A 26,167-nucleotide genomic window follows, 5' to 3' on the forward strand; every position below is an offset into this window, starting at 1 on the left:
TATACGAAACAGTCCACACGGTGAGCGAAGCGAAAATTCCCACAATCCACAACACTTGTTTTGTTTTTTTGGTTCTTTTTCTTTGGGTTAATCATGGTTCTCGTCACTAGCACAGAAGATTTCAAAATACGGGGAATAAGCTACCCTGATTTTCCCATTTTAGTCGACAAGGATGGCGAGATAGTCATGTATGCGGTGGAGTTTCTGGTCTATCACTGCTTGAAACGCGGCAGCGTGCAAAGCGTGCATAGCTGGAAGACATACGGACAGGACTTATATGATTTCTTTGGGTTCTGTGAAGGGAATAATATTGACTGGCGAGAGGTTCGCTGTCCCCAAGATGAAACCATACTGGCTGTTTATCGTGACGCATCAATGAAGTATTTTGGAGTGGCGGCCAGCACCATTAACCGACGTTTACGCTTTCTCATTAAGTTTTATCATTACGCTTATAACCATGGATGGGTGGATACGCTTCCTTATGAGCTTGAAGCGATCTTGGTGAGAAAGCCCAAAGGGTTCTTAGCCCATACCGACACATCGGGTGGTGTTAAAGCGCGCCCTGATATCATGCTTAAGCAAACGAGAACAAAACTTAAAGTCCTCAATGGTGAACAGGCGACACAATTACTAAGCGCTATTAAGAATAAGACGCTCAGGCTCATGGTGAGGCTAGGGTTGCTTACCGGACTGCGTAAAGCCGAAATCCTTAGCTTCCCATTGTCTTATGTGATTAATCCACAAAACCTGACTAATCGAAGCCACATCAAAGTATCGCTTAACCCTCAAGAGATGCAAATAAAGGGCAGCAACCCGCGCAATATTATGGTGCCTGTGAGCCTCATGTTCGATTTGTGGGATTACGCCCTTCACGAACGCCATCAATTACTTGACGATCAGGATAAACCAACTGACAGGCTGTTTGTGACGCGTGACGGGCAGGCATGGAGTCTGAAATCTAAATCATTTAACAACCAGCTTGAAGCGCTTAAATTTCCTTTTCCCGCTCACCCACACATTTTGAGGCACACATTCGCCACCAACACCTTAAGATGCTTGGAGGCACGTAAAAGCGAAGGGACATTCGGTGGTAATCCACTGATGACAGTGCAGTCACTGCTTGGTCATGCCAGCATTAATACCACCATGCAATACCTGCACTTCCTGCATGAGCTGGAAGATGATTTATCCACCGAATACCAACGTGAAATCGAAGCGTTATGCGAGGCCGTTACATGAGTAAAAAGCAGTTTAACGTCATTACTGACAATCAGAATGACGATGCTAAACGCCTCTTTGAATCAACGGGCATTAACACCGACAAGCATAGTGCAAGCACCGGTGTCGTCTCGATAACGCCGACCACCATGACCGTTCACTTTCCAGAAAATTCCTCTACTGTCAGAAGCTTCGACTTTGCGCCTTATTATGGACAAGGCTTTGATGCGATAACCACGATATGCCAGGCGACTATCGAGAAACTCATCCAGCAAAGTATCGATACCCAACAGGCCGTCATCGCCATCACATCGATAGTAAGCTATTGTCACTCCGGCCTTAAAACCTTCTTCGGGTTCTTAACGCTATGGCGTTCTGGTGCGAAACGTGATTTGCAGCCTGTCAATATCACACCTGAATTGATTGAAGAGTTCATCCATCACCTGAAAGCGTCGGAAATCGGATATACAAGCCAGAAAGCTTATTACACACACGCCAAGGCTGTACTGACTGAGTCGCACACACAGGGCTATTTACCGCACGCAGATATTAAGCACTTATTCCCGAAAAACCCCTTCCCCAATTCAAACCGTCAAACCAAAGGCCAAAGGCCCCTAACACAAGCAGAATCTAAGCAATTGGTCTCGGCCCTGAAAATGGAGATGTCACGCATTCTGGCAGGCAACGCGCCGCTGAATAACTTTGATTTAACGGTCTGTGTACTGGGTATCGGTATGGTCACAGGGATGAATCCCATACCTGTATTATCGTTGCCGACAGACTGCATCCAGCCACACCCACTGAAACAAAATTTGCGATTGCTCGTGGCCTTCAAACGCCGAGGCAATGCCACGCAAGTGGTGTCACTTCGCCAGTCGCAGGACATCTCATTACTTCGCAGCGTTAAGCTCAATGCTGCCAATACCATTGAGATGATTATTGAGCGCAACGCTGTCCTTCGTCAGCAATACCAAGACCCAATGCAGTTGTTGGTGTATCAATCTAAAGCAAACGCAACCAAAGGCGCCATCACGGCGTTGACCAAAAATAATTTGATGCGCAATATCAACACCCTGATTGAAAAGCATCAATTGACCGATGACGACGGCAAACCGATGCGCCTCAACATGATGCGGCTGCGCAAAACCTTCGTGAATCGTATCTGGGAGTTATCAGGGCAGGACCCGCTCATTGCAGCACGCTATGGCAAGCACTCCCCTGAAACCAGCCAGCGGGATTACATGGTCGCTCCACCCGAGGCGGAAACGAACATGCGCTTTATCGGTGAGGCGCGCATTGAAGAGTTGCGTGTCAGCTATGGCCCCAAAGAGAATACCCCGATATCTGGCTGCAAAGACAGTAAATACGGGCATCGCGCCCCCAAAGACGGTTCAGTGTGCACAGAAACGTTGGATTGCTTTCGCTGCAAGAGCTTTGTGGTCACCGAAGAGGATTTATACCGCCTGTTCAGCTTTTACTGGGCGGCAGTCAGGGAGCGTGACAGCTTCGGTATCAAGAACTGGAACAAATACCTTCGCCATATCATTCGCATCATTGACGAAGACATCGCTCCACAGTTTGATGGCGAAAAAGTGACGGCGGCGCGGGAAAAAGCCAAAACAACACCCCATCCCTTCTGGCGCGATTTAACGATGGTGAGGATGGCACGATGAGCATTCAACCGTATCCCAATCAGGTCAGTCAAGAGGTTATCTTTGCCGATAAGCAACGCCTCAGAGATGACTTGCGTACCCGCCATGGACTGCATGGTGTTATCACCTATTTAAAGCTTGATTATGGTCAGTACCATGTACTCTCGCGGTATGAGCAGGATAAGTGGACACTGCCAGGGCATTGGTTCCCAAGTGCGGAACGTGAAGGCCAAAAAACACTTAACTTCGGACGCATCAACATCCCTGCCTTGCGTGATGCAGCCAAAGTCGTGATGGCGCGGCTATTATGGGGCGATGACGCGAAAAGCGGCAAGCGACGAGGGAGTACACTTAAGGATAAATTCAATAGTATTACCCCATGGCTTAACTTTCTACCATCACTCGGCGTCACTGAGCTATCTGCGGTTACGCCACTTGTTGCCATGCAGTATGTCACGCATGTGAAATCCTTGATATCCAATCACGGTAGACGCAAAGGTAAGCCTCTTGCGCTTACCACAATATGTTCTCGATTCTTGGCAGTGGAGGCGTGCTACCAACAGCTTCGTGAAACCCAATACGGTTTTGCGCATCCGTGGCCGGAATCCAGCGCTGTCGCGTTATCGGGATATAAGAGCCATGACAAAGCCAAAACCGAGATTATTCCCGATGAGGTATTGGCACCGCTGTTTCAATACGGCGAATCGAAGTTAAACCGTGCACCAGAATTATTGCGTTTACAGGGGCTCCTGTCAGATTTTGTGCCGACCAACACGCTTCAGCGCACCCAATACCTTAAACAGCACGGCTGGGCGTCAGGCGCGAAAGCGTTCAACCAAAACATAACCGCACTGCGAGATAGCTGTCTGTTTATCATCCTGATGACCACAGGTATTCGTGTGCATGAGCTGTGCAATCTTATGCGGGGCAACTGGTACTCTGAGGTCAGAGACGGTGAGCGGTTTTACTTTTTAGGCTCTAGGTCAGAAAAAACCGATGCAGGCAACACCCATTGGTTATGCCCTGAAATCACCATTGAGGCATTAAGAGTGTTAAGCGACCTGATGTTGCCGATGCAGCAACTGCTTGAACAGCAGCTTGATGCGGCGCAACAGGTAGGTGATGCGCAGGAAGTAGCAAGGTTAACGCGCCGCTCTAACTCTGTCGTGCTTGGCAAGGCTCCGCGACAAAACAACAAAATCGATGTGCTCAGTAGTACTTCCATCAATGACCGCCTACAGAAACTCGCGGATTCGCTTGGGCTTGATATCAAGCTTGCCTCGCACCGATTCAGGCGGACCTTTGCCAGTTACGTGGTGCATCATAAATTAGGGGATTTACGCTATCTGCGTGACCACTTTAAGCACTGGAGTCTGGAAATGACGGTGCTATATGCCATGAATGAGCAGCAGGACTTAGAACTGTACGATGAGATATATGCCGCCTTCGATGATGAACGTCAGGGAATAATCGGGCACTGGCTGGAGCCGGATACGCCGCTGTCAGGTGGGCTTGCCAATCAGATACGCAACCTGCGGGACAAGGCGACGCCAACACGAACCTATCAGTCTCGTGCAAACATGATCCGCCATATCTCAGAGCAGATCTACCTTCGCTCCACGGGTCTGGCATGGTGTACCAACGATGATGGCTCCTGCGCAGGCGGGCGCTGTGAAGAATGCGAGCACGGTGTTATTGATGACAAGAAGCAGGCCTTCTGGGAAGGTGTCTACGCACAGCAGATTGAACTTAAGCAGATTGAAGGCTTGGGTGAGTCAGGTCAGCGCACCGTCGACAAAGCCATCATGCGCTGCGAAAAAGTGCTGATGGACCTTGGTGCAGATATCGATGCCATAAAAAAGCGAGCGAATGCCAATGATTAAATCAAGACCTCGAAACCGCGAGAAGACCCACGACAGAATACGCATGGCGATTGTCAGGCTTGAGCAAGGCCGACCTAATGTCGTCAAGCCGGAGCGCAAGATGTCCGTTGCCGCCGTCGCAGAAGAGGCCGGTGTCAGTCGCACGCTTATTATGAATCAATATCCCGATTTGCTTGAGCGTATTCGTGGCGGTGCTAACAAACATATCCAAAAGCAACGTGACGAGAAGCATGAAGCGCTTAGAAAAGAGCGAGAAAAGAATCGAGAGCTAAGAAGTACGCTGGCTGACGTGATGCAAAAATACCAAGTAATGGTATCTAGAAACACAACGCTTGAACTGGAAAATCGACGGTTAACAGGCATTGTAGAGAATGAAAATGTGACAGTATTTAGAGGAAAAATTAAAAACTGAAGTGCAGCCAATACCGACCCATAGCTGCTCTATCGGCTGATTTTGACGTAGTGCTTTGTGCTATTGACGGATCGTCAGAAGCTTGTAGCTGAACGATCACTTCGTACGTATGGCTGCCGTTGGCTCTTTGCAATTTTGACGGCAGCTATGAGCGAATAGCGGCCGTCAACAACATCATGCACTCATGACCGCTTATCACTCCATAACGGACTTTTAACGTGCGTCGACGGCTATTGCTAGCCGGTATTTGCTCACATATAGAATGTGCGATGCGTCATATCGCTCGTGTGAGTAATACATCCGATGTGTTGGTCTTCGTCTTTTATTCTCGCCAATATACGCTATACCTTTATGTTACTCATTGCCCGTGAGGAACAAATGATGAACAAGCCTGTACCGTGGAATAAGGGGAAAAGTATTGGCCCCAAATTACCATTAAAACCGTCCGAGATTTGGAATATCCGTGCACGATTATCGCTTTCGGGAAAGCGGAGGGATTTAGCTCTGTTTAACCTGGCCATTGACTCTAAACTGCGAGGTTGTGAGCTGGTGAAGCTTCGGGTGTCAGATGTTAGTCGGGGAGGGACGGTCTTTTCTCGAGCCAGTGTGGTTCAACAAAAGACCGGTAGTTCGGTTGTGTTTGAGATCACAGACATCACCAAGACTGCCCTACTTGACTGGTTTGACAGCACGCATCCTGCATTCGGTGACTTTATATTCAAATCACGCACCAAGCCAGACGGTCATTTGAGCACAAAACAATATGATCGGCTGGTACACGAATGGGTGAAAAGCATCGGGTTGGACGATTCACGCTATGGCACGCATTCGCTTCGCCGAACCAAAGTGTCCATTCTTTACCGCCGTGATAAAAATCTTCGAGCAATTCAACTGTTGCTCGGTCATAAGAAAATTGAAAGTACGGTGCGGTATCTGGGGATAGATGTGGAAGACGCACTGGAAGCCTCTGCGCATCTCGATATTTAGGTTGTCACCAATGCCTCAGATTGACGCTCACGAACTCTCAGTGTTTATTGCGCATCGACTTGATGAGCAAACGCCTCAAACCGTACCGTCGCTCACGGCGGGATTCATTGAGGAAATGGCTCCCAATGTGAAAAACGATAAAAATGCCAAGCAACTTGTATATCGTCAGCTCCGGCGTTTAGTGAGAAATGCAGAAGCGAGAATGGAGAGGCAGCACGGCAGGCAACCTTATCTGTTCTACAAAGCGCTGTTATCAACGCCTCAGCCAGCGGTTACCACCTCCGGCGAGACTGCGAGTGTGTTATCAGCGAATATCGAATCTTATCTGGCTGAACTTGAGGAGACCTTAGCAGGGCTTGAAGGACAAGCGCATGCGTATACTTTTTTGGTCACAAAAGGCGCTGAGGTGGAACGTGAACAACGGGGCGTTCATTTAACGCGGATTTCACTACAAGCAGAGATTGAGGTGCTCAAAAGGTATTTGAATGGGGGCAATGTTACCTGAATAGCCAAGAGTTTTCCGTCCCCCGTTAAGGTCTTTATTTGGTCTCGCACGAGTTCAACGTGCTTATTGTGACAATAGTTGTTCGCTCATTGTTTTTAGTGCAGATTGCAACTGTGAAAAATCTTCTATCGCCATATTTGATTGCAGCGCAATACGTTCACTTTGACAGACCGCGTCAAATAAAAACGGACTATTAGCTGCTTTGGCCTCGGCAACAGACATTTTGATACACGTTTTAAATTGATTAAACAAATCTACTTGCGCTGAAGGTTTGGTTTCTGATGCAAATACTTCTGCACGAGGCAATAAAACCGATCCTAAACCGAAAAAACAAACAAAAACCGCTTTTTTCATAACATCCCTATTACTATATGTTGACAACTTTCGTGAGAGCTTATAATTTTCCGGAAAAAATACAATATTATTTTTCAAGGATGAATTGATGGTTGCCTCAAACGCTGCCCGCTTATGGCTTTTTGCCTGTTTATTATTGTTCGTTCTGCCTACACATGCCGCGTCATTTAGTAGCACTCCCACCCGGGCGGACATGGCCGATGGTACGTTTAACTTAACGTGGTCAACCGGTGCCGGTGAGATGGCGCCTTATTACCTTTATCAAAAGAACGGCAGCGGAAGTGATGTACTCATCTATCAGGGTTCCAATAAAACATACACGGTAACCAGCGTAGCAGAGGGCACTTATACCTATACGTTATGGGTACATAAGATGTCATTTACCAATCCGATGGAGCCGGATTTGGTGCTCACTAAAGGGCCGACACTTACGTTGACAGTAGATAGATTGGATGTCCCACCCAAAATGTCGACGCCCAGTGCCCCGACCACGGATAGTGACAGGACGTTTTCGATAAGCTGGGCTGCCAGCACCGGCGAAGATGTTACCAAGTATCAATTGCAAGGGCGGATATCAACGACTTCTACCTGGTCATCACTCTATTCAGGTAGCAGCCGTTCACTGACATATACGGCACCTTCTGATGGTACATATTACTTCCAGGTGAGAGCGTATAACGATCGCGGTTGGGGTAGCTATTCCAATTCTGATACGACAATCGTCGCACAGGTACCGGGCACACCAGCTAGCATCTCTGTTCCTTCAACCGATTACGATGGCGGAGTTAGCATCAGTTGGGGGGCCTCGACAGGCACGGTTGATAAATACCAGCTTGAGCAGCAAACCAACGGCGGGGCGTGGGTTGCCGTTTATGAAGGAACAGCTACGAGTAAAGCACTGACTTTGGGTACGGGTAGCTACGCATTCAGGGTAAGGGCATGTAATGTGGAATCCACGTTCAATAGCTGCTCCGCCTTTAAAACCTCGGGCTCACTGACAGTTGTATTAACGCCGTCGGTACCTCAAATTAATAGTATTCCGACGGGCAACGTCACGGATAGCTTCTCGATTGGCTGGACCGCTTCGAGTAACGTGACGCGTTATGAACTTCAACATAGTCCCAATAATAGTACCTGGACAACTATTTATTCTGGTACAAGCCGCTCACAAACTGTCAGCTATAGCGATGGTCAGCATTATTTCCGAGTGCGAGCTTGTCATGTTTACAATGGTGTAACGCAATGCTCTGGCTATGGCAGTACAAAATCGGTCACCGTGGTGTTACCGTCATGGGCTGCAAAAAATGGCAGCATTTCAGCGGGCTCGTTCACGAATGTCACGATGAGCGCCAGCGACAATCAATTATTACCGCTAAAAAGTGGCGGTGGTGTGTCTGGCGGCGCTGCCAGTTATAGTATTCCTATCATTGTGCCACCAGGTCGAAATGGGATGCAGCCGTCAATTAGCTTGTCCTATTCGTCAAAGCAAGGCTCCGGCATTGCCGGTGTGGGTTGGTCAATGAATGCCGCAGGGGCTATTTCTCGGTGCCCTGCGACTATTGCGCAGGATGGCTATTCGGGGGCAGTAACCTTCAATTATCAAAGCGATAAGTTGTGTTTGAATGGTGAGCGGCTGATATTAACCAGTGGGACATATGGTTATGCCAATGCCGAATATCGCACAGAAATGGACAGTTTTGTTTCGGTGAAGCAATACACATCCAATATGGATAGCGCGTCGGCCTATTTTGTGGTCACCCATCAAAATGGCGCACAGGAATATTACGGCAATACGTCAAATAGCCGCACCATCCTCGACGGCCATAGCAAACCCTACCAATGGTTATTATCAAGAACCACAGATGCCAGTGCGAATAATAATGTTTATTACGAGTATGTGAGTTTTGGTAAGGCGGAGATGCTGCTTAGTCAGATTTGCTATTCTGATTCGTGTGCAACCACGAATGTGCGTCGCGTAGAATTTGAATATGAAGCCAGTGGCAAACCGAGAACCACTTATGTACAAGGTGGCGCTCAGCGCAGTACGCAAATTCTTGATAAAATTACGACGTTTGTCGGAACCAGCCGTGTTGTTGAGTATGATTTAACGTATCAATATAGCGCGGCAAACGGCCAGCCATTGCTCGCCGAAGTGAAAGCCTGTGATGCCAACAATTACAGTCAGTGTTTTGCGCCCGTTTCGATGGAGTGGGATGACAATCCGCTGACGTATGAGTTGGAAAAGCTGGACTTTGGAAATAGCCAGTCGCCCGACATTATGAAATCGCAACCCTACGCTGATATCAACCGTGATGGTGTGAGGGATTGGCCTTCAGCGAATGGTGGAACGACATTTGTTGATGCTGAAGGGACGGTAACGGGAACAGCAGGTTATCAATTGGATAGCTGTTACCAGGCGTCCTGGCAGGTGACAACCTGTTTGTATGGCGATTTTAACCTCGATGGTCGTACTGATAGCTGGAGAAAAACCAGCAACACCATTCAAGTAGCGTTAACCAATGAGTCTACCGGGCGTGGTGGTTGGATAAACACTGGTATCTCGGTGCCGAATTCTTCTTATGTTACCGATGCTAACGTGAAGGACATTAATGATTACAACGGTGATGCCTGGCCCGATTTGGCGGTTATGCATAACAATGGTGACATTAAGCTGTATTTCCACACAACGAATCCATCAGCCCCCTACACGGTTGGAAATAGTGTCCATGTCGCGTCCTTAGCGAAAGAGACGCCCACCACCATCACGTACCTGACAGAAACGGTCAGTTTCCCGGGCGATATGGATGGTAACGGGTTGCCGGATATCGTGTTTAGTACATCCTATGATAGCGCCAGAGAAACCTCGCTGCCGGTACCTCTCCCAAAAACAGTCTATTACTCACACAGTAATAATGGCGCGTATACCAAAACAAGTGGCTCACTCCCCAATCCGTATTCAGGTGAGAATTTTTATTACTTCACCATGTTCTTTGACATCAACAGTGATGGCCTACCAGACATGTTGGCGTGGGATACGAGCTATACTAACCCTGAACTGGTGGTCTACATCAACAAAGGTGCCAATAGCTGGTCGTCAAAAATTGACCTCAGCATCGGGATGGCGCTGGCGTTCACATCACAAAATTACCTGAATGGGGCTCAAGAACCTGAGCCAATGTATTCTCCACGCTATCTCAGTAGTTTGCGCGTAATGGATATTGATGCGGATGGCAAAGCCGAGTTACTTGTGCCAAAAACTAACATTGCCAAAGGCTGCCGGCCATTCAATGACAGTGGGAGTTGGCAAACTAAGTGCGGCAATGACCTGTATGGCACCTATGCACAGTCACAACTTGAAGCCCACGCGCTGGGTGCAATGCCAGCATCACAGTTGGATGATGGTTTGTATACCTTTGAAGCGATTACGTTTGAAGAGCACACAGATGGTACGTTCACGGCCAGCATTATCAGCACCCCCTTTATTGGCTCTGCCACCCAGACTACGGTTGTGGATTCGCGAGGCAAAGGCCTGAATGACTTTATTTTCAGCTATGGCCCGCGAATAGATGCTAACACCTGCACTATCCCTAATGGGTGTATCATCCAGTCGATAAATAGCGGCTATGACATGTCTGGTTACAACGGAGATTATGGCGTATACGGCTATATCAACTACGGAGCGGGCACAGCCAATAACGATGGCTCAGGCTATGCACCAGTAAATATGCTGAGAGGTGTGACTAATGCAACGGGCGTGAGCTATCGCTGGGAGTACTTGCCACTGACCTCTTCGCAGATGGACAGCACCCTTGCTTCCATGGGCGTAGATGCGTTTTACCAACGCAACAACACAAAGCCAAGTGGCGCGTATTTGTATTTTGCTTCCAGTATGTACAATGTGGCGCGCATGGAAGTCACTAATGGTGTGGGCAGCGTTAACGACACCTATTATGCCTATGAAAATGCGGTGTATAACGTGGAGGGGCGTGGATTCCAGGGCTTTACCACCATTCACACGCTTGATGTGGCAAACAATGTGAGAAGTGAGGCTGCATTTAATGTGGCTTTCCCACTAACGGGTAGAATAAAAGACGTCACTGATTATGTGATTGGTTATAGTAATCCGATTAAATTCCAAGAAAATGAATGGGCTCGAAACACCGCTCACCAAAGTCTGTTTGGTAGCGAGGTGTACCACTACTATCTGAAGAAGTCGACAGCTAAACAATACCATGTCGATACTAATGCCGTTAGCAGCACCCTCGCGACCACGGTGACAAATGAAGTAACAAGTATCACCGCGTACGGAAATGTGTCAGCAAGTTACAAGTTAACCAGCAGTGAGTTTGGTCAGTATAAGGTGAGTCAATCTGTTGCCTGGGCAGAAACATCAGCTTGCCAAAATCGATTTGATAGTACGCAAACGACATATGAAAAAGTCACTGGGCGCGCCAGTAACGATCCTTACACATCAGGGGATTACGATAAGCAGCGCGCGGTCACACAAACCGTCACCAGTTGGAATGATTCCCATTGTAAACCGAATACCATCACGAGTACCGGTACTGACGTTGAGTATGGCCAAACCGTGACAACCGCCTTCAATAGTTATGGTCTGCCGAGCTCCATTACTAAGTCAGGCTCTGTTCGCAGCAACAATGCCTGGCAGAGTCAATCCCGTACCATTTCATTCACGTATACGGAAAACGGGACAACGGCCGCGAATAATGGCTATTTTGTTCTGACTACTAATAACGGAAAGTGGACCGAGGAATCGCAATACTCTCCCGCTTTTGGTCAGGTGACGCGCCACAAAGATGGCAATAATGTGTACCAGTACACCCAGTATACCGGGTTAGGGTTGGTTGATTACACCTATACCCAATCGGGCTCGACCACCTTGCCGCGCACCTATACGCGCCATTACGAACCAGACAGCGATGCACCAAGTCACGCGGTAGTTATGTCTATCACGCGCACTGCGGGCATGCCGGATAGCAAGGTGTACACAGACCAGCTTGGACGGGAAGTTAAATCCAGTATGGCCGGCTTTGCTGCCGGTGACTGGTACTCAACGGTAACGGAATATGATGAGCGAGGACGCAAAACTTTCGTCAGCCAGCCATTTAAAAATAACGGTAACCAGTATGGCGAGCGGTTTGAGTACAATGATATTTTAGGTCGCGCTACCGAGCGCAGTGTCGACCAACCACTGAACAACGATTTGTTCGTAACTTACGATTACAACGGATTTACCACCAACATTACGGCCGGCGGATTAGTCATGAGCCGCACGCATGGACCTGGCGGGCTGCTGATGTCTACCGAAGATGCCCTCGGCGGCGTTACTCGCTATAGCTACACCAGTGCGGGTTGGCCAATCATTATTCAGGATGCAGCGAACGCTAAAATCTTTGCCACCATGGATGCGCTGGGCAATAAGCTCAAGGTGGAGGACCCGAACCAGGGTGTGACTGAATTTGAATACAACGCCTTTGGTGAACTTGCCTTGCAGAAGGATGCCAACAATGACATTGTGACGTTTGAATACGATACGTTAGGCCGTATTCTCACCCGGCGCACAACAGATAGCAGCTACACCAACTCAACGGCCACCTGGACCTGGGATACCCTTAAAAAGGGCCTGCCCACACAAGAAGTAGAGCACGGTGCTACCCGCAGTTACACCTACGACAGCTTTGCACGACCACAAACCGTCACGGTAGCCATTGATAGTTCGTCTCTCACGAAGACCCATTTCTATGATGCTTATGGACGTCCACAAGGTTTGGCCTATCCCAATGGGTTGGTTGTGAAATATGATTACAACGCCCAGGGCTATCTCACACATGAAAAGAATGCCAATAGCGGCTATGTGTATCGTCAGATTAACGCCATGGATGCCTTTGGTAACATCACAGGCGCCACGCTCACCGACAGTGTCGGGGTGAACTATACAGCGGCGTACTACCAGCAAAACGGCTCTATGATGCACGTCATTGCAAGTAAAGGCAGCCATCTCCATTACCTTGAATACAGCGATTTTGACAATTTCGGCAACCTTAAAACCGTATCTGACCATGTGAATAATACGGTCGAAACCTATGCCTACGACGACTTACATCGCTTAACCGGCAATACGGTGAAGTGGAATGGCACAACAGTGCAAAACAACACGTATCAGTACAACGCTACCGGTAACCTGTTGAAGAAATCGGACTACGCCAATACCTACCGCTACGGTGATGCAACGAAAAGCCTGGGCGGCAATGCAGGGCCAAGTGCGGTACGCCAGGTGGTTAAGCTAAACAACACAACCGTAAACTTTAGCTATGACGCAAAAGGCAACCTGCTATCGGGAGATGGCCTCACCACCCAGTACACGGTGCACAATAAGCCGCGTACGCTTTCTCGCAGCGGCAACCAATATACGTTCACGTATGGCGCAGACACCAGCCGGGTGAAACAAGTGAAATCCGAAGGCGGAGTATCCACTACCACCTACTACCTGGATAAAGACTATGAGGCCGACAGTTCAGGCCATTGGCGAGCGTACATCGGCGATGTGGCACTAATCAGCTATGATGGTGACACCAAGCATACGATTAACTTTGGACACCGGGACCGACTAGGCAGTGCTACTACCTTTACCGACCATAACGGGGCAATTACTAATCGTCGCGGCTATGACCCATTCGGTCGGCCTCGCGGCAGCACCGGCAGCACACTCACGCCATCAACACAAACAAACGGTGACCAAAGTGCAACCAGTAACTTTGATAAACGCGACAAGCGCGGGTTTACAGGGCATGAGCATGTAGATGGTGCACAAGTCATCCATATGAACGGGCGGGTGTACGATTACAACCTTGGGCGGTTTATGTCGGTAGATCCGTTTATTCAAGCGCCTGCAAACAGCCAAAGCGTTAACCCGTACTCGTATATAATGAACAATCCATTGGCTGGGACAGACCCGTCTGGTTATAGTGCCGTAGCGGAAGTAGATGGAATTCAATATCGAATTTCTTGCAGGTATACATGTCCAGATAGTTCGAACGACAACAATAATGGCGATGGAACTGGTGGTAACTCTCCTAGTTCACGGGGTGAGGAAGGTGACGGGACACAAGGAGGCAGTGGTAATCAAGATTCACCCCAAATCGTTGGTGGAGATGGCATTGTAGGAGAAATTGGTGAAGTTACAAATACAGGCTCAATGGACAATGGATCTGGCGGGCACAATGGTGATGACGGAGGGCAATGGTGGACTCAAAGGCAGTTTGATTTAATGTCGCAGAGCCAAATAAGTCAACAACAACCTTTAGTGCAAAATAACAGCTCTTCGTACGTCAATACTCAGTCAAATAAAACGTGGTGGAGTTTTGGAGACCCTTTACCTCAAGGACTTGTTGATGCGGTAGCCGGTTTTGGCGATGGCATTGTTAATGCATTTACTTTTGGATATGGAAATTTGGACGATATTAGGCGGGCAGTTGGTATCACACATGGTGTAGATATGAATTCTGGTTACTATGAAGGAGGGCATTTAGCAGGCAGCATCCATGGAGGTGCCACATTTGGAGGTGTAATTGGTATGCTAGGAAAGGGTGTAAAGGGGTTCGAATATTCTCATTTTGTCCCTCAAAGATATTTAAACCAATTTGGTATTACAAGAGCATGGCGATCTCCACTAAATGGTACTTATGTTCCAAAACTCTTCCACGCTCTGACAGATAAGTTTAGATACAGATTTATGCCTAGGACTTTAAAAGTTCAACTTGGTTTGCAGTCTCCTATTCCACAGGGGGTTCAACAGGTTTTAAGAACGCCTCCGATGCTATTGGGCGCTGGATTAGGCGCAACGAGTGAGGCGCATTAAACATGATTCTTAAATTCCTTGTGAGTATGAAGCTATTTTTGAGGGACCCTTTAGCTTACTTTAATCCAGAACGAAGAACTCTTACTCTAAAGCCTCTGGAAAAAACGCTGATTGAAGAACTAATGACAGCAATGGGAAATAAAGACAGGGAGATATTGCTGTCACAATTAACGGAAATAAATGAAGTGGAGCGCGTTTATTCTCCGAAAACAATAGTGTCTCTAAACAAGATTAAAGGCCTTAAATATTGTTTAGAACGAGTTAGGAAATTCGAATGTTCAAGTGACGAATACAAATACGCTCGAATTGATTTTGAAGTGGATGGTCATAAAGTGCGAGCAATTTTTTATATCGTATTTGGAAATTTTTTCTCGATCGAATTCACAACTGATGTTTCGACCATGATGTCAGAATCGAAAATGGAGATTAAGAACATAGAGGTTTTAACTGACTTTTCGGATTGATAAGTAAATAATGGGGTCAGAGTGAAATTGCCCCAATTTATAAGAAGTATAAACCCGCTTCGGCGGGTTTTCTGTATTTTGGCTTGCCAATTTTAATCGGAATGCCTGCCAATTTACTTTGGATCCGTTGCTGATTTTCTTTGGAATGGCTGCCGAAAGTGTTTGGATTTTGCATTTGTAGAGTCCATTAAAATTGGCATTTGATCCAATGTAGGTCAGCACAGATCCGAACAGAATTGGCTACACTGCGATCAATCAGGCTAAGGTCAATTATCATAGTTTTCGTTGCCCTAGATAATTCCAGTTTGGTTGTTTTCAGGAATACAAATTACTTGAAAGGGGTTAGAAAAATTGTGTTTCATATTTAAAAAGGGCTGTCTTACTTGTGCAGCTTCTAGAAGGCAGGGAAGCAAGTTCAAAAGGCTTTTCAGGTTCAATGAAACGAAAATTAGTGGATGACCTTGGCCACTTGTGTCGAATAGTTGGGTGATGCTTTGCATTAATTTGCTTTTGAATTATTTCAATTCTTGGTGCTATGGTTAAAGCTGAAGTATAAACACGATAATGGATACCTTGTAACAACTTAAAAAATTCAATCCAACGCTTTTTAAAGTACTTATTTCTACAGAATGCCGGGAATGCCCTATATGCATCCTGCATTAACAAAAAATGTTTTGTTGAATCTTTGGTAATCTCTGCCAGCCTCACTAGCATCAAAACTCCCAGAAAACCATGCACGCCTCCAAGTTGAAAAAGAGCATCAGAGTCCTCAGGTGAGCAGATTATATAGTTTGCGTACTCATTTAACGGGAACTGCTCTGTATGCGGGAATGACCACAAATATCCCAGTGAAGTTGACTTTTGATATTGCTTTATAAGAGCAAATAGCTCTGTTTTTTTTAAATTTGGCTCCAGTAACTGAAAGATAGGAAACTGAAACACATTTAGATTGTTACTTTGTGTATTGTTGAAGTTCTTCACCGTTGATTCGGTTACAGTTTGCTTGCCCTTTAACCACCTCAGCACGGTTCCAGTTGACTCACGCTCTTCGCCAAAAAACAACGATTGTAATTGCCTGCGACAGATATGATTATCCCGAAGAATAGACTCTACCCATACGCGTGTTCTGAGAATGCGAGCGGGCGTGAATCTGCTTGCCCTGTGAGGTGCGCTATTTGTTAATTGCTGTAGTTGTCGTTTTATGTCTTGGCTTTTCAGAAAATCATTCATCGAAAACATATGTGGTCGAGTTAGGTTTAAATATGAGTATTAACTCTACCGCGCACTAATTCAAAAAAGTTGCTAGCGTTTCGCTTCATTACTGGCTGTTTCAAAAGAGTTATAAGAATGTCGAAAACTGTCCCGGATGATTGTCTACAAAGGCTGTTACAAAAGTACGGAGAATTGTTGACTATGAAAGAGTTGGCGACTGTGCTTCGCTATCCTAGCGTAGGGGCGATACGCACTGCAGCGCATCGAGGTCGTCTTCCTGTTCGCCTTTATCAGTTTTCACATAAGCGAGGAAAATTCGCTAAAGTCGAAGAGGTTGCTGCGTGCTTGCATGCAATGGAAAGTGGCAACAAAACATAATTAATGAATTAGCAGAGGAGGAGTATTACTGAATTGAATTAAAAACAGTTTCTACTATTTATATGGCGCATAAAACGCCAAAAGCCTAAAAACGCGAATTTTTAGGCTTTTGGACTTGATATCGATTCTGACGATTTCGACCTTTCAAGTATCCGTTAATGATTGAGCCGTTGTCAAGTATTTCAATTTTCTCGCATTGAAATACGGCTTAATTGCGCCTTTATTTTTAACTGATAAAGGTGACATTATGATTGAAAAATATAAGCTCAGAGAAGTATTACGATTACTCCTCTTACCCAAAGACCTTTCCCATACAAAAATCGGGAAGTTAGCCAACTGTCCTCGACAAACCGTTGATGATATTCATAACAAGCTTCGCGCTTCAGAAATTCAAACAGCCACTTTTGCCAAAATGGATGATGACGAGCTACAACGCCAAATCTATCCAAGTATGTCTGCACGAAGACGTTTGAAAGTAGAGCCGGATTTTACAGAAATTATCTCTGAATGTATCAGAGCCCACAAAAAGCGCCGCAAAACCATCTGGACTAAATTCTGTGAGTACAAGCAGAAGTACGGTGATAAAGGGTATGGTCGCTCTCGCTTTTACCAATTAGTCGCAGACTTTATTAAAAATACTCGGCTTTCCATGCTGCAGATGTTTGCGCCTGGTGAGGTCATGTTTATAGACTACGCTGGCTCAACTTTATCTTATTGTGAAGATGGCAAAGAGATTATCACCTACGCCTTTGTTGCAACGTTGGGCTACAGCAAAAAACGCTTTGCCTATGCGACAAAAAACATGAGTGCTCAGAGTTGGATTGAAGCCTGCATCGCAGCAATCGACTTCTTTGGTGGTGTACCAGAAGTCATTCATTGTGACAATGCCAGAGCCATGGTGAAGAAAGCGGGATTGCTTGCTGAGCTCAGCCATTGTGCAAATGAGTTTTCAAAGCACTACGGTGTACTGATTGATACCTCTCAGGTCGCTACACCTACCCATAATCCCTTAGCCGAAAATCGTGTCAAAGAACTCACTCATAGCGTATTTGCAAGTATGAATACTGATTTGACGTTTTTCTCGCTTGAGGAAATTAATCAATATTTACAAAGCGAAGTAGAAAAGCGAAACGACAAACAGATCCAGCGTATTGGGTTAAGTGCTAATGACTTGTTTCATTCGGACGAAAGCCATCAACTGCAGCCCAAGCCGGATAAGGAATTTGAACAAACACGCTTTAGAAGTTTTGTCAAAGTGCCTGAGAATTATTTTGTATGGTATGAGCACAATCGCTACTCTGTGCCTCATGAATACCGCAATGAGTATGTAGAGCTTCGGGTTGTTGGAATGCAACTTAGAATACTGCATAAAGGTATCCTTCGTGTGACACACGATATTGTGCCGGGTAAGAACAATGTCGTGACCATTAACGCCCATCTGCACCCTAAACATTTAGCTCAAAAAAATAAGACGAAGTCTCACTACATGGAATGGGCCAAGTCGGTTGATAGCCTGGTTGAGCAAGTTGTTGAACGGTTGTATAGCAAGACAAAGCATGACCATTCTCGACCGGTTGGTAAACGCTGCCAGGCGCTTCAGAAACTACAGCACAGATTTGGTGATGTTGCTTTTATCGCAGCCTGTAATCATGCCCTTAAACACGACATGTTAACGGTGACAGAGATTGAGCTTATTTTGAAGTCGAAAGTGTATGACATGGAGCCAGAAGTAAATGAAACCACACATACTAACTTGCGTGGGCAAAGCTATTACGCCGGAGGCCAATATGAATAAGTTAGAGGCTCTCAAGGCCAAATGCAAAGCACTTAAACTGGATGGATTTTTAGCAGTGTTGGAAAGAGATGACTATGCGAACCAATCCCATAATGAGTTTCTATCCGATTTATTGTCATCGCAGTTGACAGTGAATTGTCAGCGCAAAATAAAGCGGTTGACCACACAAGCTCACCTGAAATATTCCAATAGCTTTTTGTCTGATATTGATTATACGTTATATCCGTCGCTTAAAGTTAATCAAGTCAATCAGTTGGCAGAGTGCCATTGGGTCAGCAGTGCCAGAAACATTATCATTATCGGTGCTACTGGCACAGGGAAAACATCTTTGGCATGTCGTTTGGCACAAGAAGTTATTGCAAAGCAGAAAAGTGTCATGTTTTACCGGCTGTCACACTTACTTTTGGAACTCGTTGCCGCTGACAAGGAAGGTGAGTTGATGAAAATGCTCAAGAAGCTGAGTCGAATAGACGTACTAATTATTGATGATTGGGGCAATGCCTTAATGGATAAAAATGAGCGTCACTTGCTGTTTGAACTGATTGAGTTTAGAGAGCAAAAAGGATCGTTAATGATCACATCGCAATATCCTATTTCGGCCTGGCATGAAACCTTCGGTAACGAGACTATTGCCGATTCTGTATTAGACAGGATAGTTCACAATAGTCATGAAATCCGCCTAAATGGCGAGTCTATTCGAAAAGTCTTAGCTGAGCGAGGAGATAGAGCATGAAGGATGCAATAGCAAATGATTTCGAAATATTCTCACACGCAGCTACTCAACTCGATGAAATATACATTTGTCAGCTGTTTGATATTTACCATCAGCGATTAGTGTGCAATGAGCAGGTGTGCCAAAAACTGGTCCGCAGAGGTATTTCGTTTAACACCATTAAAGAAAAGCGGATAGGCTACTGTGACAGAAAGTTGAACCGATATGTGCCGGTTTTAGAGTGTCCGGATGGGGCCGGATTTCGTGGGGTCCTCCGACGTCATGGGCTGACTAAGATTAACGGCCACGAAGTCTTTAGAGGCTGCATTGTCGAGCCAGTGTTTGATGACGATGTTATCGTTGCTGCTTGCGGCATAAAGCTCATTTGCCCCAGTCGACCGGCTCCTCGAATTATCCAGTGGTATCGAACACAAATATACCCGTTTCCCGTTAACTTTGAACTCATGCGATGGGGGCAGCGTTATGTTACTAACTAAACCTGACACTTTAGCGCTGGACGTGTGTGAACTGTTTTATTTGTCTTATTGCCGGGCGAAAGGCCAAAGTGAAAGCACGCTTCAGAGCAAATCTGATGCACTTCGACTATTTCGAGAGTGGGCATTACAGAACAGAATTATTGGTATTGATGATATCAACGTAAACGTATTGGATAGTTATCAGTACTCTCTTAACGAGCACAGAAAGCGCAGTGATGGAATGCCGTTGGCCAGAGGCACCATTCGCTATAGGCTCACAACCGTCAAAGTGATGATGCGGGTTCTGTGTCTAAAAAATGTTATTGCGGAAAACCCATGCGAACGATTTGAACTGCCTAAACTCGGCCGGAAATTACCCAACCCGGTTTTGAGTGAAGAAGAAGTGCAAAGTGTTCTTGAACAGGCTTCGTTCTATGGCACTGCCGGTATTCGCGATAGGGCGATAATGGAGACTTACTATGCCAGCGGACTGCGACGACAAGAGCTAAGAAACTTAATGTTAGGAGACATTGATTTTGTGCAATTGCAGCTTCGTGTTGCTCAGGGAAAAGGACATAAAGACAGATATGTACCGATTTCCCAACGTGCTTGTGCCTGGATTTACCGATACCTCAAAGAAATTCGAGTTCGATATGCCAGTATCCATTCGGGCAAAACACTTTTTTTGGCGAACAATGGGAAACCTTTTCGCGTGGCCCAACTATCGGAACTGGTTGCGAAATATATAAAATTGTCTGAAGTGAGAAAGGCTGGTGCATGTAATCAATATCGCCATGCCGCTGCAACGCATATGGTGGACAATGGTGCAGATATTCGGCATGTACAGGAGTTCCTGGGGCACGCCGATTTATCTACGACACAGGTTTACGTGCATGTAAGTATGGAAAAGTTGCGAGAGGTTTATAATAGAACGCATCCCGCCGCAAAACACGACTAATCTAAGGAACTGATCATGGATGTTTTACGTTAGCGTGGCTGGTACTGGCGGTTATTATGGTGTTATCGCTCACTTTGTTTTATATAGCGTGGTAAATCAAATGCCGAACCGCCAAAGCCTGTATCACCGAACGAAGTAAAAAGCCCTAGCACAAAATCTGCACCCGCGTATACCGCATAATCAGACTCTAGTTCCGATGGCCGTGATTCCTGTGGGTTTAGCTAAGCGATATCTGGTGCCCATGGACGGGCATTCACTTTTCTATGCAGTAGAGAGAATAAATCGAGCTTTTAGGCTTTTCAGTAATGCGTAAGTGGAAACGCACTCAACGTTAAACTGCTTGGCAATATTCGGTATTTTTACCTTACGACTATTCTCTGGTGTTAACCTTTCGTGAGTAACGATTGTGGCATCGAGCACTGAAGCTTTGGCAATTATCCATGGGTCTGCCTTATCTAGAAAGTTACCGACATCGACGGGATCCTTATTTTCCAGACCATACACATATTCAACAACTTCACCAAATTTGCTCTGAGTTTCATCATCAGCAACAGGTAAAAATACTTCTTTACGTTGCTTAACCCAGGTAGATAGCTCATCTTTGTACTCTACAAGTTCATCATAAACGCTAGAAATACAACTGACCTGACCCTTGGCAAACTCAAGATCTAACCAATCCCAGTATGCTGGGCAAAATTCCATTTGATAGTAAAGATTTTTCGCTTGGATATAAGTGTTTGAGTCTAGTAGGTAAATCAAATTCCTAGTTCCTCAGCAAACTTGAATACTTGGTTAGGTTTCATTCCTAATAAGGCGCTAGCATCTCTCAATAAAACTCTCCCACTTAATGCTTCCGCTATTAAGGCCCTGGAAAATTGCTCAGATATCTGGCTGCGCTTTGTTTTATAAAAGGAGGGGCTTCCGGAACTCTCTCGCTCTTGATAGAGACGCTTCAATTTTTCAGTAAACTGAACATATTGTTCCTGACTAATGAAATTTAGCGTCAATGCTCGTCTTGCCAGTACCCATTGACTTACATGAAAATGAGCTTCCAAAGGTGGAAGGTTATCTGTCCACTCAGTATGTTTATCCCAAAGTTTCTGGAATTCATCACCAGGGACCAGGAATTCAGCTGCTACAGCGTTGCAAAGTATTTCTTCCTTTCTGTGTGGATTTGTTCCACCGTCAGAAATACCGCTCTGGCCAATCCAAATATGGGCTAACTCATGTATGAGCGTAAATAGCCTTGCAGATGGTGTATCAGCTTGATTGACAAAAATGATAGGGCACGCTTTATCGACGATGGCAAATCCGCGAAACTCTTCAACAGACAGGGCTTTAGTAAAGTGACCTAAGTCACCATGGCGCATTACCAGAATACCTAAACTTTCAATCCGTTTAACCAGGTCGCGCTGATAATCTTCCCAACTGCCTCTAGTAGGATACTCGGGTATCTCAAGTGCGTTCTTCATATCACTGACAATGTCAGTGGCAGAAGAAGACAAACTAAATTTACCTACATAGGGAACAGAGGCAGAGCCTTGTTGATTTAGATAGTCTTTGAACCAATTCTGGCGGGCTAAGATAATTTGTATGATTTTGAGCAATTCCGCACTTGGTCGCTTTATTTCCTCACCTTCTTTAGTTCTGAGATCGGGAATCGGTAACCGCTCTTCAGGAGTGTGCTTGAGGAATAAAAAACCAAAAGGAACGTACGTTTTATCTGCAATTTTTTTGGCTTGCTTGAAAGTTATAGGCTTCTCACCAGCTTCCCATGCCGCAATATGTTCTTCATCCACATCCAACTTTCGGGCAAGCATACCCTCAGTCAGATTGGCGCGAAGTCGTGCCCACCTGATGTTGTCGGGATTTATTTTTGCGTATGCATTAGCCATTTAACGTCTGCTTTCCTTTCATTACCTTAATATATTAACAGTTATTATCTTTTCTAAAAGTCATTTCGCTTTGCGAATTTAATACGTATCAACGCACAGGTAGCCTCATAATAATATGTCGACAAATTCATATGAACGGGCGGGTGTACGATTATAACCTTGGGCGGTTTATGTCGGTAGATCCGTTTGTGCACGGTGGGTCACAGGGTATCAACCCGTACTCCTACATTATGAACAACCCGTTGGCGGGTACAGATCCGAGTGGATATGAGCCAGAAGTCGCAACAAAAGAGATGATGATTGCAGCAACGGGAAGTAACGTTAAGCACAAAGTTACGGCCACCGCTACCAAAAATGAAGATGGCTCAGCCACTGTTACCTTTACGGGGAAAAACGCCAATGCAGTTAAAAGTGCAAAAATGGCGGCAACCGATGCATTAACGAATAAAAAGTTTGATGTGAAAGATTTGGGTTCTCCACAGCAAATTTCTCAAATTGATGATGTAAAGGTGAGAAATGGAGAAAGGGATGGTGGTACCAGTGGAGGGTTGAGTAGCGACCAACTTAGTAAAATTTACTCTGATACAGCCTCAACAATTGCCAATGGTGCCGCTGCAACTTTTGGTAATTTAATACCAGATATGGTTAATGGCATAGCGGGCTGGACCGAACAGTTCCTGCATCAGGATTCGGGCTCGTTTGGAAGAATGGAGCCATGGATAGATGTAGATAACGAAGTTGCTCAAGGTGTAGCAAATGACTTTAGGAAGATTCTAGCAGTTGGCACCGCTATGGTTCCTGTCATGCGAACCAGCACAAGTGCGGGAAGTATCCAGAGGGTTAACCCCCTTAACGGAAACAAAAATTGTGTAAACTGCGTAGTGGCAACTGATGCGACTTTAGCTGGAAATTCCGCATCTGCACTCGGGGGAGGCCCATTCCCAATCAAGGTTCTTCAGAAGTATTATGGTGGCACGTTCACCTCTCCCACAAGTATCAGCCGAATCATTGCAATAATGGATAATGCAGGAAGTGGGGCAAGAGGAATTGTGTTTGGTTCGCGTGGCAATCAAGTTGGCCATGTATTTAATGTGGTAAATCAAAAGGGTACTATAAGGTTTCTGGATGGACAAACCGGTAAAGCAGCAACCCTCACAGGATATGATAGCTTTAGATTATTGAGGACAAACTGATGAAAATTAATGCTGAAAGAGCATTTAAGATATTAGGTGATGAGCTTGACAAGCTTTCCAAAGAGTCAGGGTGTGAACTAGGCGTTATTTATGAGGATACAATCCAAACGAAAGATGGCTGGATTTTCTTTTACAACTCATCAGAATTTTTGATTACAGGCGACCCTATGGATTCCCTGGCTGGAAATGGTCCTGTTTTTATTTCTAGAGAGGGTGATGTTAAAGTGCTCGACTCAGGCAGAGACTGGGAAGAGCAATTGTGAGTTAGGTTAATTTGTACTAGTGTGATTACCAAGGGATACTGACGGTATAAGTACCAAGCGATCTTGACGTAATCACACTATCAATGTTGCCGAGCTTCGGCAAGCTTTGCCAGCCGTAACGCAGTGGTATTCATGTTTTCCCTCAGCCAGATATTGCGAACGCCGCTAGCGTGTATGTCGACGTTTCTTTCAGATTTGAGCAGCCGTGACACCTTGGATTGTCCTAGATGTGGGTTAGCCAGGGAGAATTCGATGACGACTTCCTCAATGGCTCTGTCGGTACGATTTTTGTGATGAAGATCCGGCGTTTCCTGACGTTTTAACGATTCGATTCCACCTTGTTTTATCAGTTTACGATGGCGGTAAATCGTATCGCGGGAGACGCCACTAAGCCGGAATGCTTCTGCCACATTTCCAAGCCTGTCAGCCAACGCTAATACCTCAAGCTTCTTCTGGATCTCATTGTCTTCCGAGGACAATTTCTCAGGCTCAGTGACTTCTGTTACTTGTAGCTTTCGTCCGGCGAAGTAAGCTTCAAACCGCTCATATTTACCAGTACGAATTTCAATTTTCTGGTTTGCGATTGAATGCTTAAGCGGTGAGTCGATGAAGTAGAGTTTTCCCCTGTAGCTAAACGTATGGTCGTTACGGATCTTCCGGTAAACCTTAGTGATACAGATATCATCAAGGTTGGTGTAGCGTGGTACAGGCGTATATTCGGTGTCTGATGTTCTTGATTTTACAACCAGGTTTTTACGCCAAAACTGGGGAATGAAAACGTGTTGGAGGTAGCTATTTGCGCCCGTCATATCAGTAATATTGTTAAGTCGTAACTCCGGTATCAACCTGTCTTGCAGGGTATCGAAGGCGCGTTCAATTCGGCCTTTACCCTGAGGAGAACTGGCGAAGATGATTTCAATCCCCAACTCCTCACAGGCCCGTTGCATCTGGGAGAAGTTACAGCGCTTAGGGCCTCCAAAGATGCCTGCTTTATCAACATACAGGGTTTTAAATACACCGTATCTCTCAACGACTGAGCGCATTACTTTCATACATCCCTCAGTCGTTTCTGACGGGAAGAACTCGGCATGAATATCGCTGTTGGCATCATCAATCATGGCGATTAAACACGACTTCTTATCGCCGAACCAACGATGTGTACTGCCGTCCATTTGCAGCATTAACCCTGGCGCTTCCATTCGCTCTCTGCGTTTGTGAACACGGCTACGCCTGCGCTTCGCCCGTTTTACATGGTGGATATCATGTGCCCATTTACGCAGTGTCTCGCGCTTAACAACAATAGTTCATGAGTCTCAAGCTTCTCGGCAAGGTGCAACAGGTTCAGATCATAGTATTTCTCGCGGATTAGCGACTGAACTTGCTGCTTAAGCCTATCTGGAGTTTTATTAACTGGCTCGCTGCCTGTATTTCCGTGAACAACAAACTGTAGCCCTTGGCTTCGGTAACGCTGCAAATAACGTTCAACAGTACGTCTGGATTTATTGAGGAGCTTAGCGGCATTGGCTAACGTAATTTTACGCTCAGCCACTTTAGCGATGACATCAACTGTCAATTGAGCTTTGGAATTCAACACAATCATCCTTAGCGTTCCTCAAATGCACAAACAAAACATTCAAAGAACACGGTTAAAGATAACCGTCAATTTCCCTTGGTAATTAGCGACTACGACAGAATCGCGTGGTAATTAAAGTACGACAAAATCGCTTGGTGTTAACAGGTTAATTTGTACTAGCTCAGACCTGATCTGACAGTTACCCTGTTATTCTGGTGTCAGCGTAAGATTAGATTTGAGCTAAATTATTTTCAGCTGTTCAGTTAATTTGATGTATACAATTATTCTATCTGTTGGGGGGTAAAAGAAATCGCTCCCCAAACTTACTGAATCGCGCCGGTAAATTCGGAGGCGGATT

The 26,167-nt window shown here is 45.8% G+C and carries 18 protein-coding genes and 1 pseudogene; 14 read left to right on the top strand and 5 right to left on the bottom strand.

Translation table 11 applies throughout. The features are described from left to right. Positions 1–93: 93 nt before the first annotated feature. The 6 genes from FJ444_RS14330 (at position 94) to FJ444_RS14355 (ending at position 6,657) form a co-directional block, all read left to right on the top strand. Entirely contained in the window at positions 94–1,239 is a 1,146-nt protein-coding gene (locus FJ444_RS14330) for a tyrosine-type recombinase/integrase (RefSeq protein WP_140959270.1), read from the top strand. After that, positions 1,236–2,891 carry a hypothetical protein gene (locus tag FJ444_RS14335; protein ID WP_140959272.1) on the top strand — a complete coding sequence of 552 codons (1,656 nt, stop codon included), beginning with the start codon at positions 1,236–1,238 and terminating at the stop codon, positions 2,889–2,891. Before FJ444_RS14330 ends, FJ444_RS14335 begins: the two co-directional genes overlap by 4 nt. Beyond that, positions 2,888–4,753 (top strand): tyrosine-type recombinase/integrase, encoded by a 1,866-nt coding sequence (locus tag FJ444_RS14340; protein WP_140959274.1) that lies wholly within the window; start codon positions 2,888–2,890, stop codon positions 4,751–4,753. Before FJ444_RS14335 ends, FJ444_RS14340 begins: the two co-directional genes overlap by 4 nt. Next, positions 4,740–5,165, top strand: coding sequence for a TetR family transcriptional regulator (locus FJ444_RS14345; RefSeq protein ID WP_255439187.1), 426 nt, complete (start codon positions 4,740–4,742; stop codon positions 5,163–5,165). The genes FJ444_RS14340 and FJ444_RS14345 overlap by 14 nt, the downstream gene beginning before the upstream one ends. 381 nt (positions 5,166–5,546) lie before the next feature. Further along, on the top strand, positions 5,547–6,152 hold the full coding sequence (locus tag FJ444_RS14350; RefSeq protein ID WP_140959351.1) for a tyrosine-type recombinase/integrase: 606 nt from the start codon (positions 5,547–5,549) through the stop codon (positions 6,150–6,152). Positions 6,153–6,162: 10 nt separating this feature from the next. Continuing rightward, on the top strand, positions 6,163–6,657 hold the full coding sequence (locus FJ444_RS14355) for a hypothetical protein (protein ID WP_140959276.1): 495 nt from the start codon (positions 6,163–6,165) through the stop codon (positions 6,655–6,657). A 63-nt stretch (positions 6,658–6,720) separates the two neighbouring features. On the opposite strand, the gene FJ444_RS14360 is transcribed toward FJ444_RS14355, so the two are convergent. Further along, on the bottom strand, positions 6,721–7,011 hold the full coding sequence (locus FJ444_RS14360; RefSeq protein WP_140959278.1) for a hypothetical protein: 291 nt from the start codon (positions 7,009–7,011) through the stop codon (positions 6,721–6,723). 88 nt (positions 7,012–7,099) lie between these two features. Here FJ444_RS14360 and FJ444_RS14365 point away from each other — a divergent pair, with 88 nt between their 5' ends. Together FJ444_RS14365 and FJ444_RS14370 are read left to right on the top strand one after the other, a co-directional pair. Continuing rightward, complete coding sequence (locus FJ444_RS14365; RefSeq protein WP_140959279.1) at positions 7,100–14,890, top strand: SpvB/TcaC N-terminal domain-containing protein; 7,791 nt, start codon at positions 7,100–7,102, stop codon at positions 14,888–14,890. Between the two features lie 2 nt (positions 14,891–14,892). After that, positions 14,893–15,354, top strand: a complete 462-nt coding sequence (locus FJ444_RS14370) for a hypothetical protein (protein ID WP_140959281.1) — start codon at positions 14,893–14,895, stop codon at positions 15,352–15,354. A 342-nt stretch (positions 15,355–15,696) separates the two neighbouring features. Here the strand turns inward: FJ444_RS14370 and FJ444_RS14375 are convergent, their stop codons facing one another. Next, positions 15,697–16,416, bottom strand: coding sequence for a hypothetical protein (locus FJ444_RS14375; protein WP_140959283.1), 720 nt, complete (start codon positions 16,414–16,416; stop codon positions 15,697–15,699). Between the two features lie 775 nt (positions 16,417–17,191). Between FJ444_RS14375 and FJ444_RS14380 the strand changes: the two genes are divergently transcribed. From FJ444_RS14380 to FJ444_RS14395, 4 genes are read left to right on the top strand one after another with little or no spacing between them, the layout of a single operon-like run. After that, on the top strand, positions 17,192–18,739 hold the full coding sequence (locus FJ444_RS14380; RefSeq protein WP_140959285.1) for a DDE-type integrase/transposase/recombinase: 1,548 nt from the start codon (positions 17,192–17,194) through the stop codon (positions 18,737–18,739). Next, a complete protein-coding gene (gene istB, locus FJ444_RS14385) occupies positions 18,732–19,472 on the top strand; it encodes an IS21-like element helper ATPase IstB (RefSeq protein WP_181405174.1) in 741 nt (246 codons plus the stop codon). The genes FJ444_RS14380 and istB overlap by 8 nt, the downstream gene beginning before the upstream one ends. After that, complete coding sequence (locus FJ444_RS14390) at positions 19,469–19,948, top strand: hypothetical protein (protein ID WP_140959289.1); 480 nt, start codon at positions 19,469–19,471, stop codon at positions 19,946–19,948. Before istB ends, FJ444_RS14390 begins: the two co-directional genes overlap by 4 nt. After that, positions 19,935–20,885 (top strand): tyrosine-type recombinase/integrase, encoded by a 951-nt coding sequence (locus FJ444_RS14395; RefSeq protein ID WP_140959291.1) that lies wholly within the window; start codon positions 19,935–19,937, stop codon positions 20,883–20,885. Before FJ444_RS14390 ends, FJ444_RS14395 begins: the two co-directional genes overlap by 14 nt. A gap of 261 nt (positions 20,886–21,146) precedes the next feature. Here the strand turns inward: FJ444_RS14395 and FJ444_RS14400 are convergent, their stop codons facing one another. Then, the gene (locus tag FJ444_RS14400) at positions 21,147–21,644 is read right to left on the bottom strand and encodes a DUF4411 family protein (RefSeq protein WP_140959293.1); all 498 of its coding nucleotides are present in this window, start codon (positions 21,642–21,644) and stop codon (positions 21,147–21,149) included. Continuing rightward, positions 21,641–22,780, bottom strand: coding sequence for an XRE family transcriptional regulator (locus FJ444_RS14405; protein WP_140959295.1), 1,140 nt, complete (start codon positions 22,778–22,780; stop codon positions 21,641–21,643). The genes FJ444_RS14400 and FJ444_RS14405 overlap by 4 nt, the downstream gene beginning before the upstream one ends. Positions 22,781–22,950: 170 nt before the next feature. On the opposite strand from FJ444_RS14405, the gene FJ444_RS14410 reads away from it, so the two are divergent. After that, the gene (locus tag FJ444_RS14410; RefSeq protein ID WP_181405178.1) at positions 22,951–23,973 is read left to right on the top strand and encodes a toxin glutamine deamidase domain-containing protein; all 1,023 of its coding nucleotides are present in this window, start codon (positions 22,951–22,953) and stop codon (positions 23,971–23,973) included. Beyond that, entirely contained in the window at positions 23,973–24,236 is a 264-nt protein-coding gene (locus tag FJ444_RS14415; protein ID WP_140959299.1) for a YrhB domain-containing protein, read from the top strand. The genes FJ444_RS14410 and FJ444_RS14415 overlap by 1 nt, the downstream gene beginning before the upstream one ends. Before the next feature lie 80 nt (positions 24,237–24,316). Here FJ444_RS14415 and FJ444_RS14420 read toward each other — a convergent pair. Next, positions 24,317–25,836 (bottom strand): annotated as a pseudogene (locus FJ444_RS14420) (ISNCY family transposase). Positions 25,837–26,167 lie beyond the last annotated feature (331 nt).

The sequence above is a fragment of the Aestuariibacter sp. GS-14 genome (assembly GCF_006494365.1).
GTDB lineage: Bacteria > Pseudomonadota > Gammaproteobacteria > Enterobacterales > Alteromonadaceae > Alteromonas > Alteromonas mangrovi.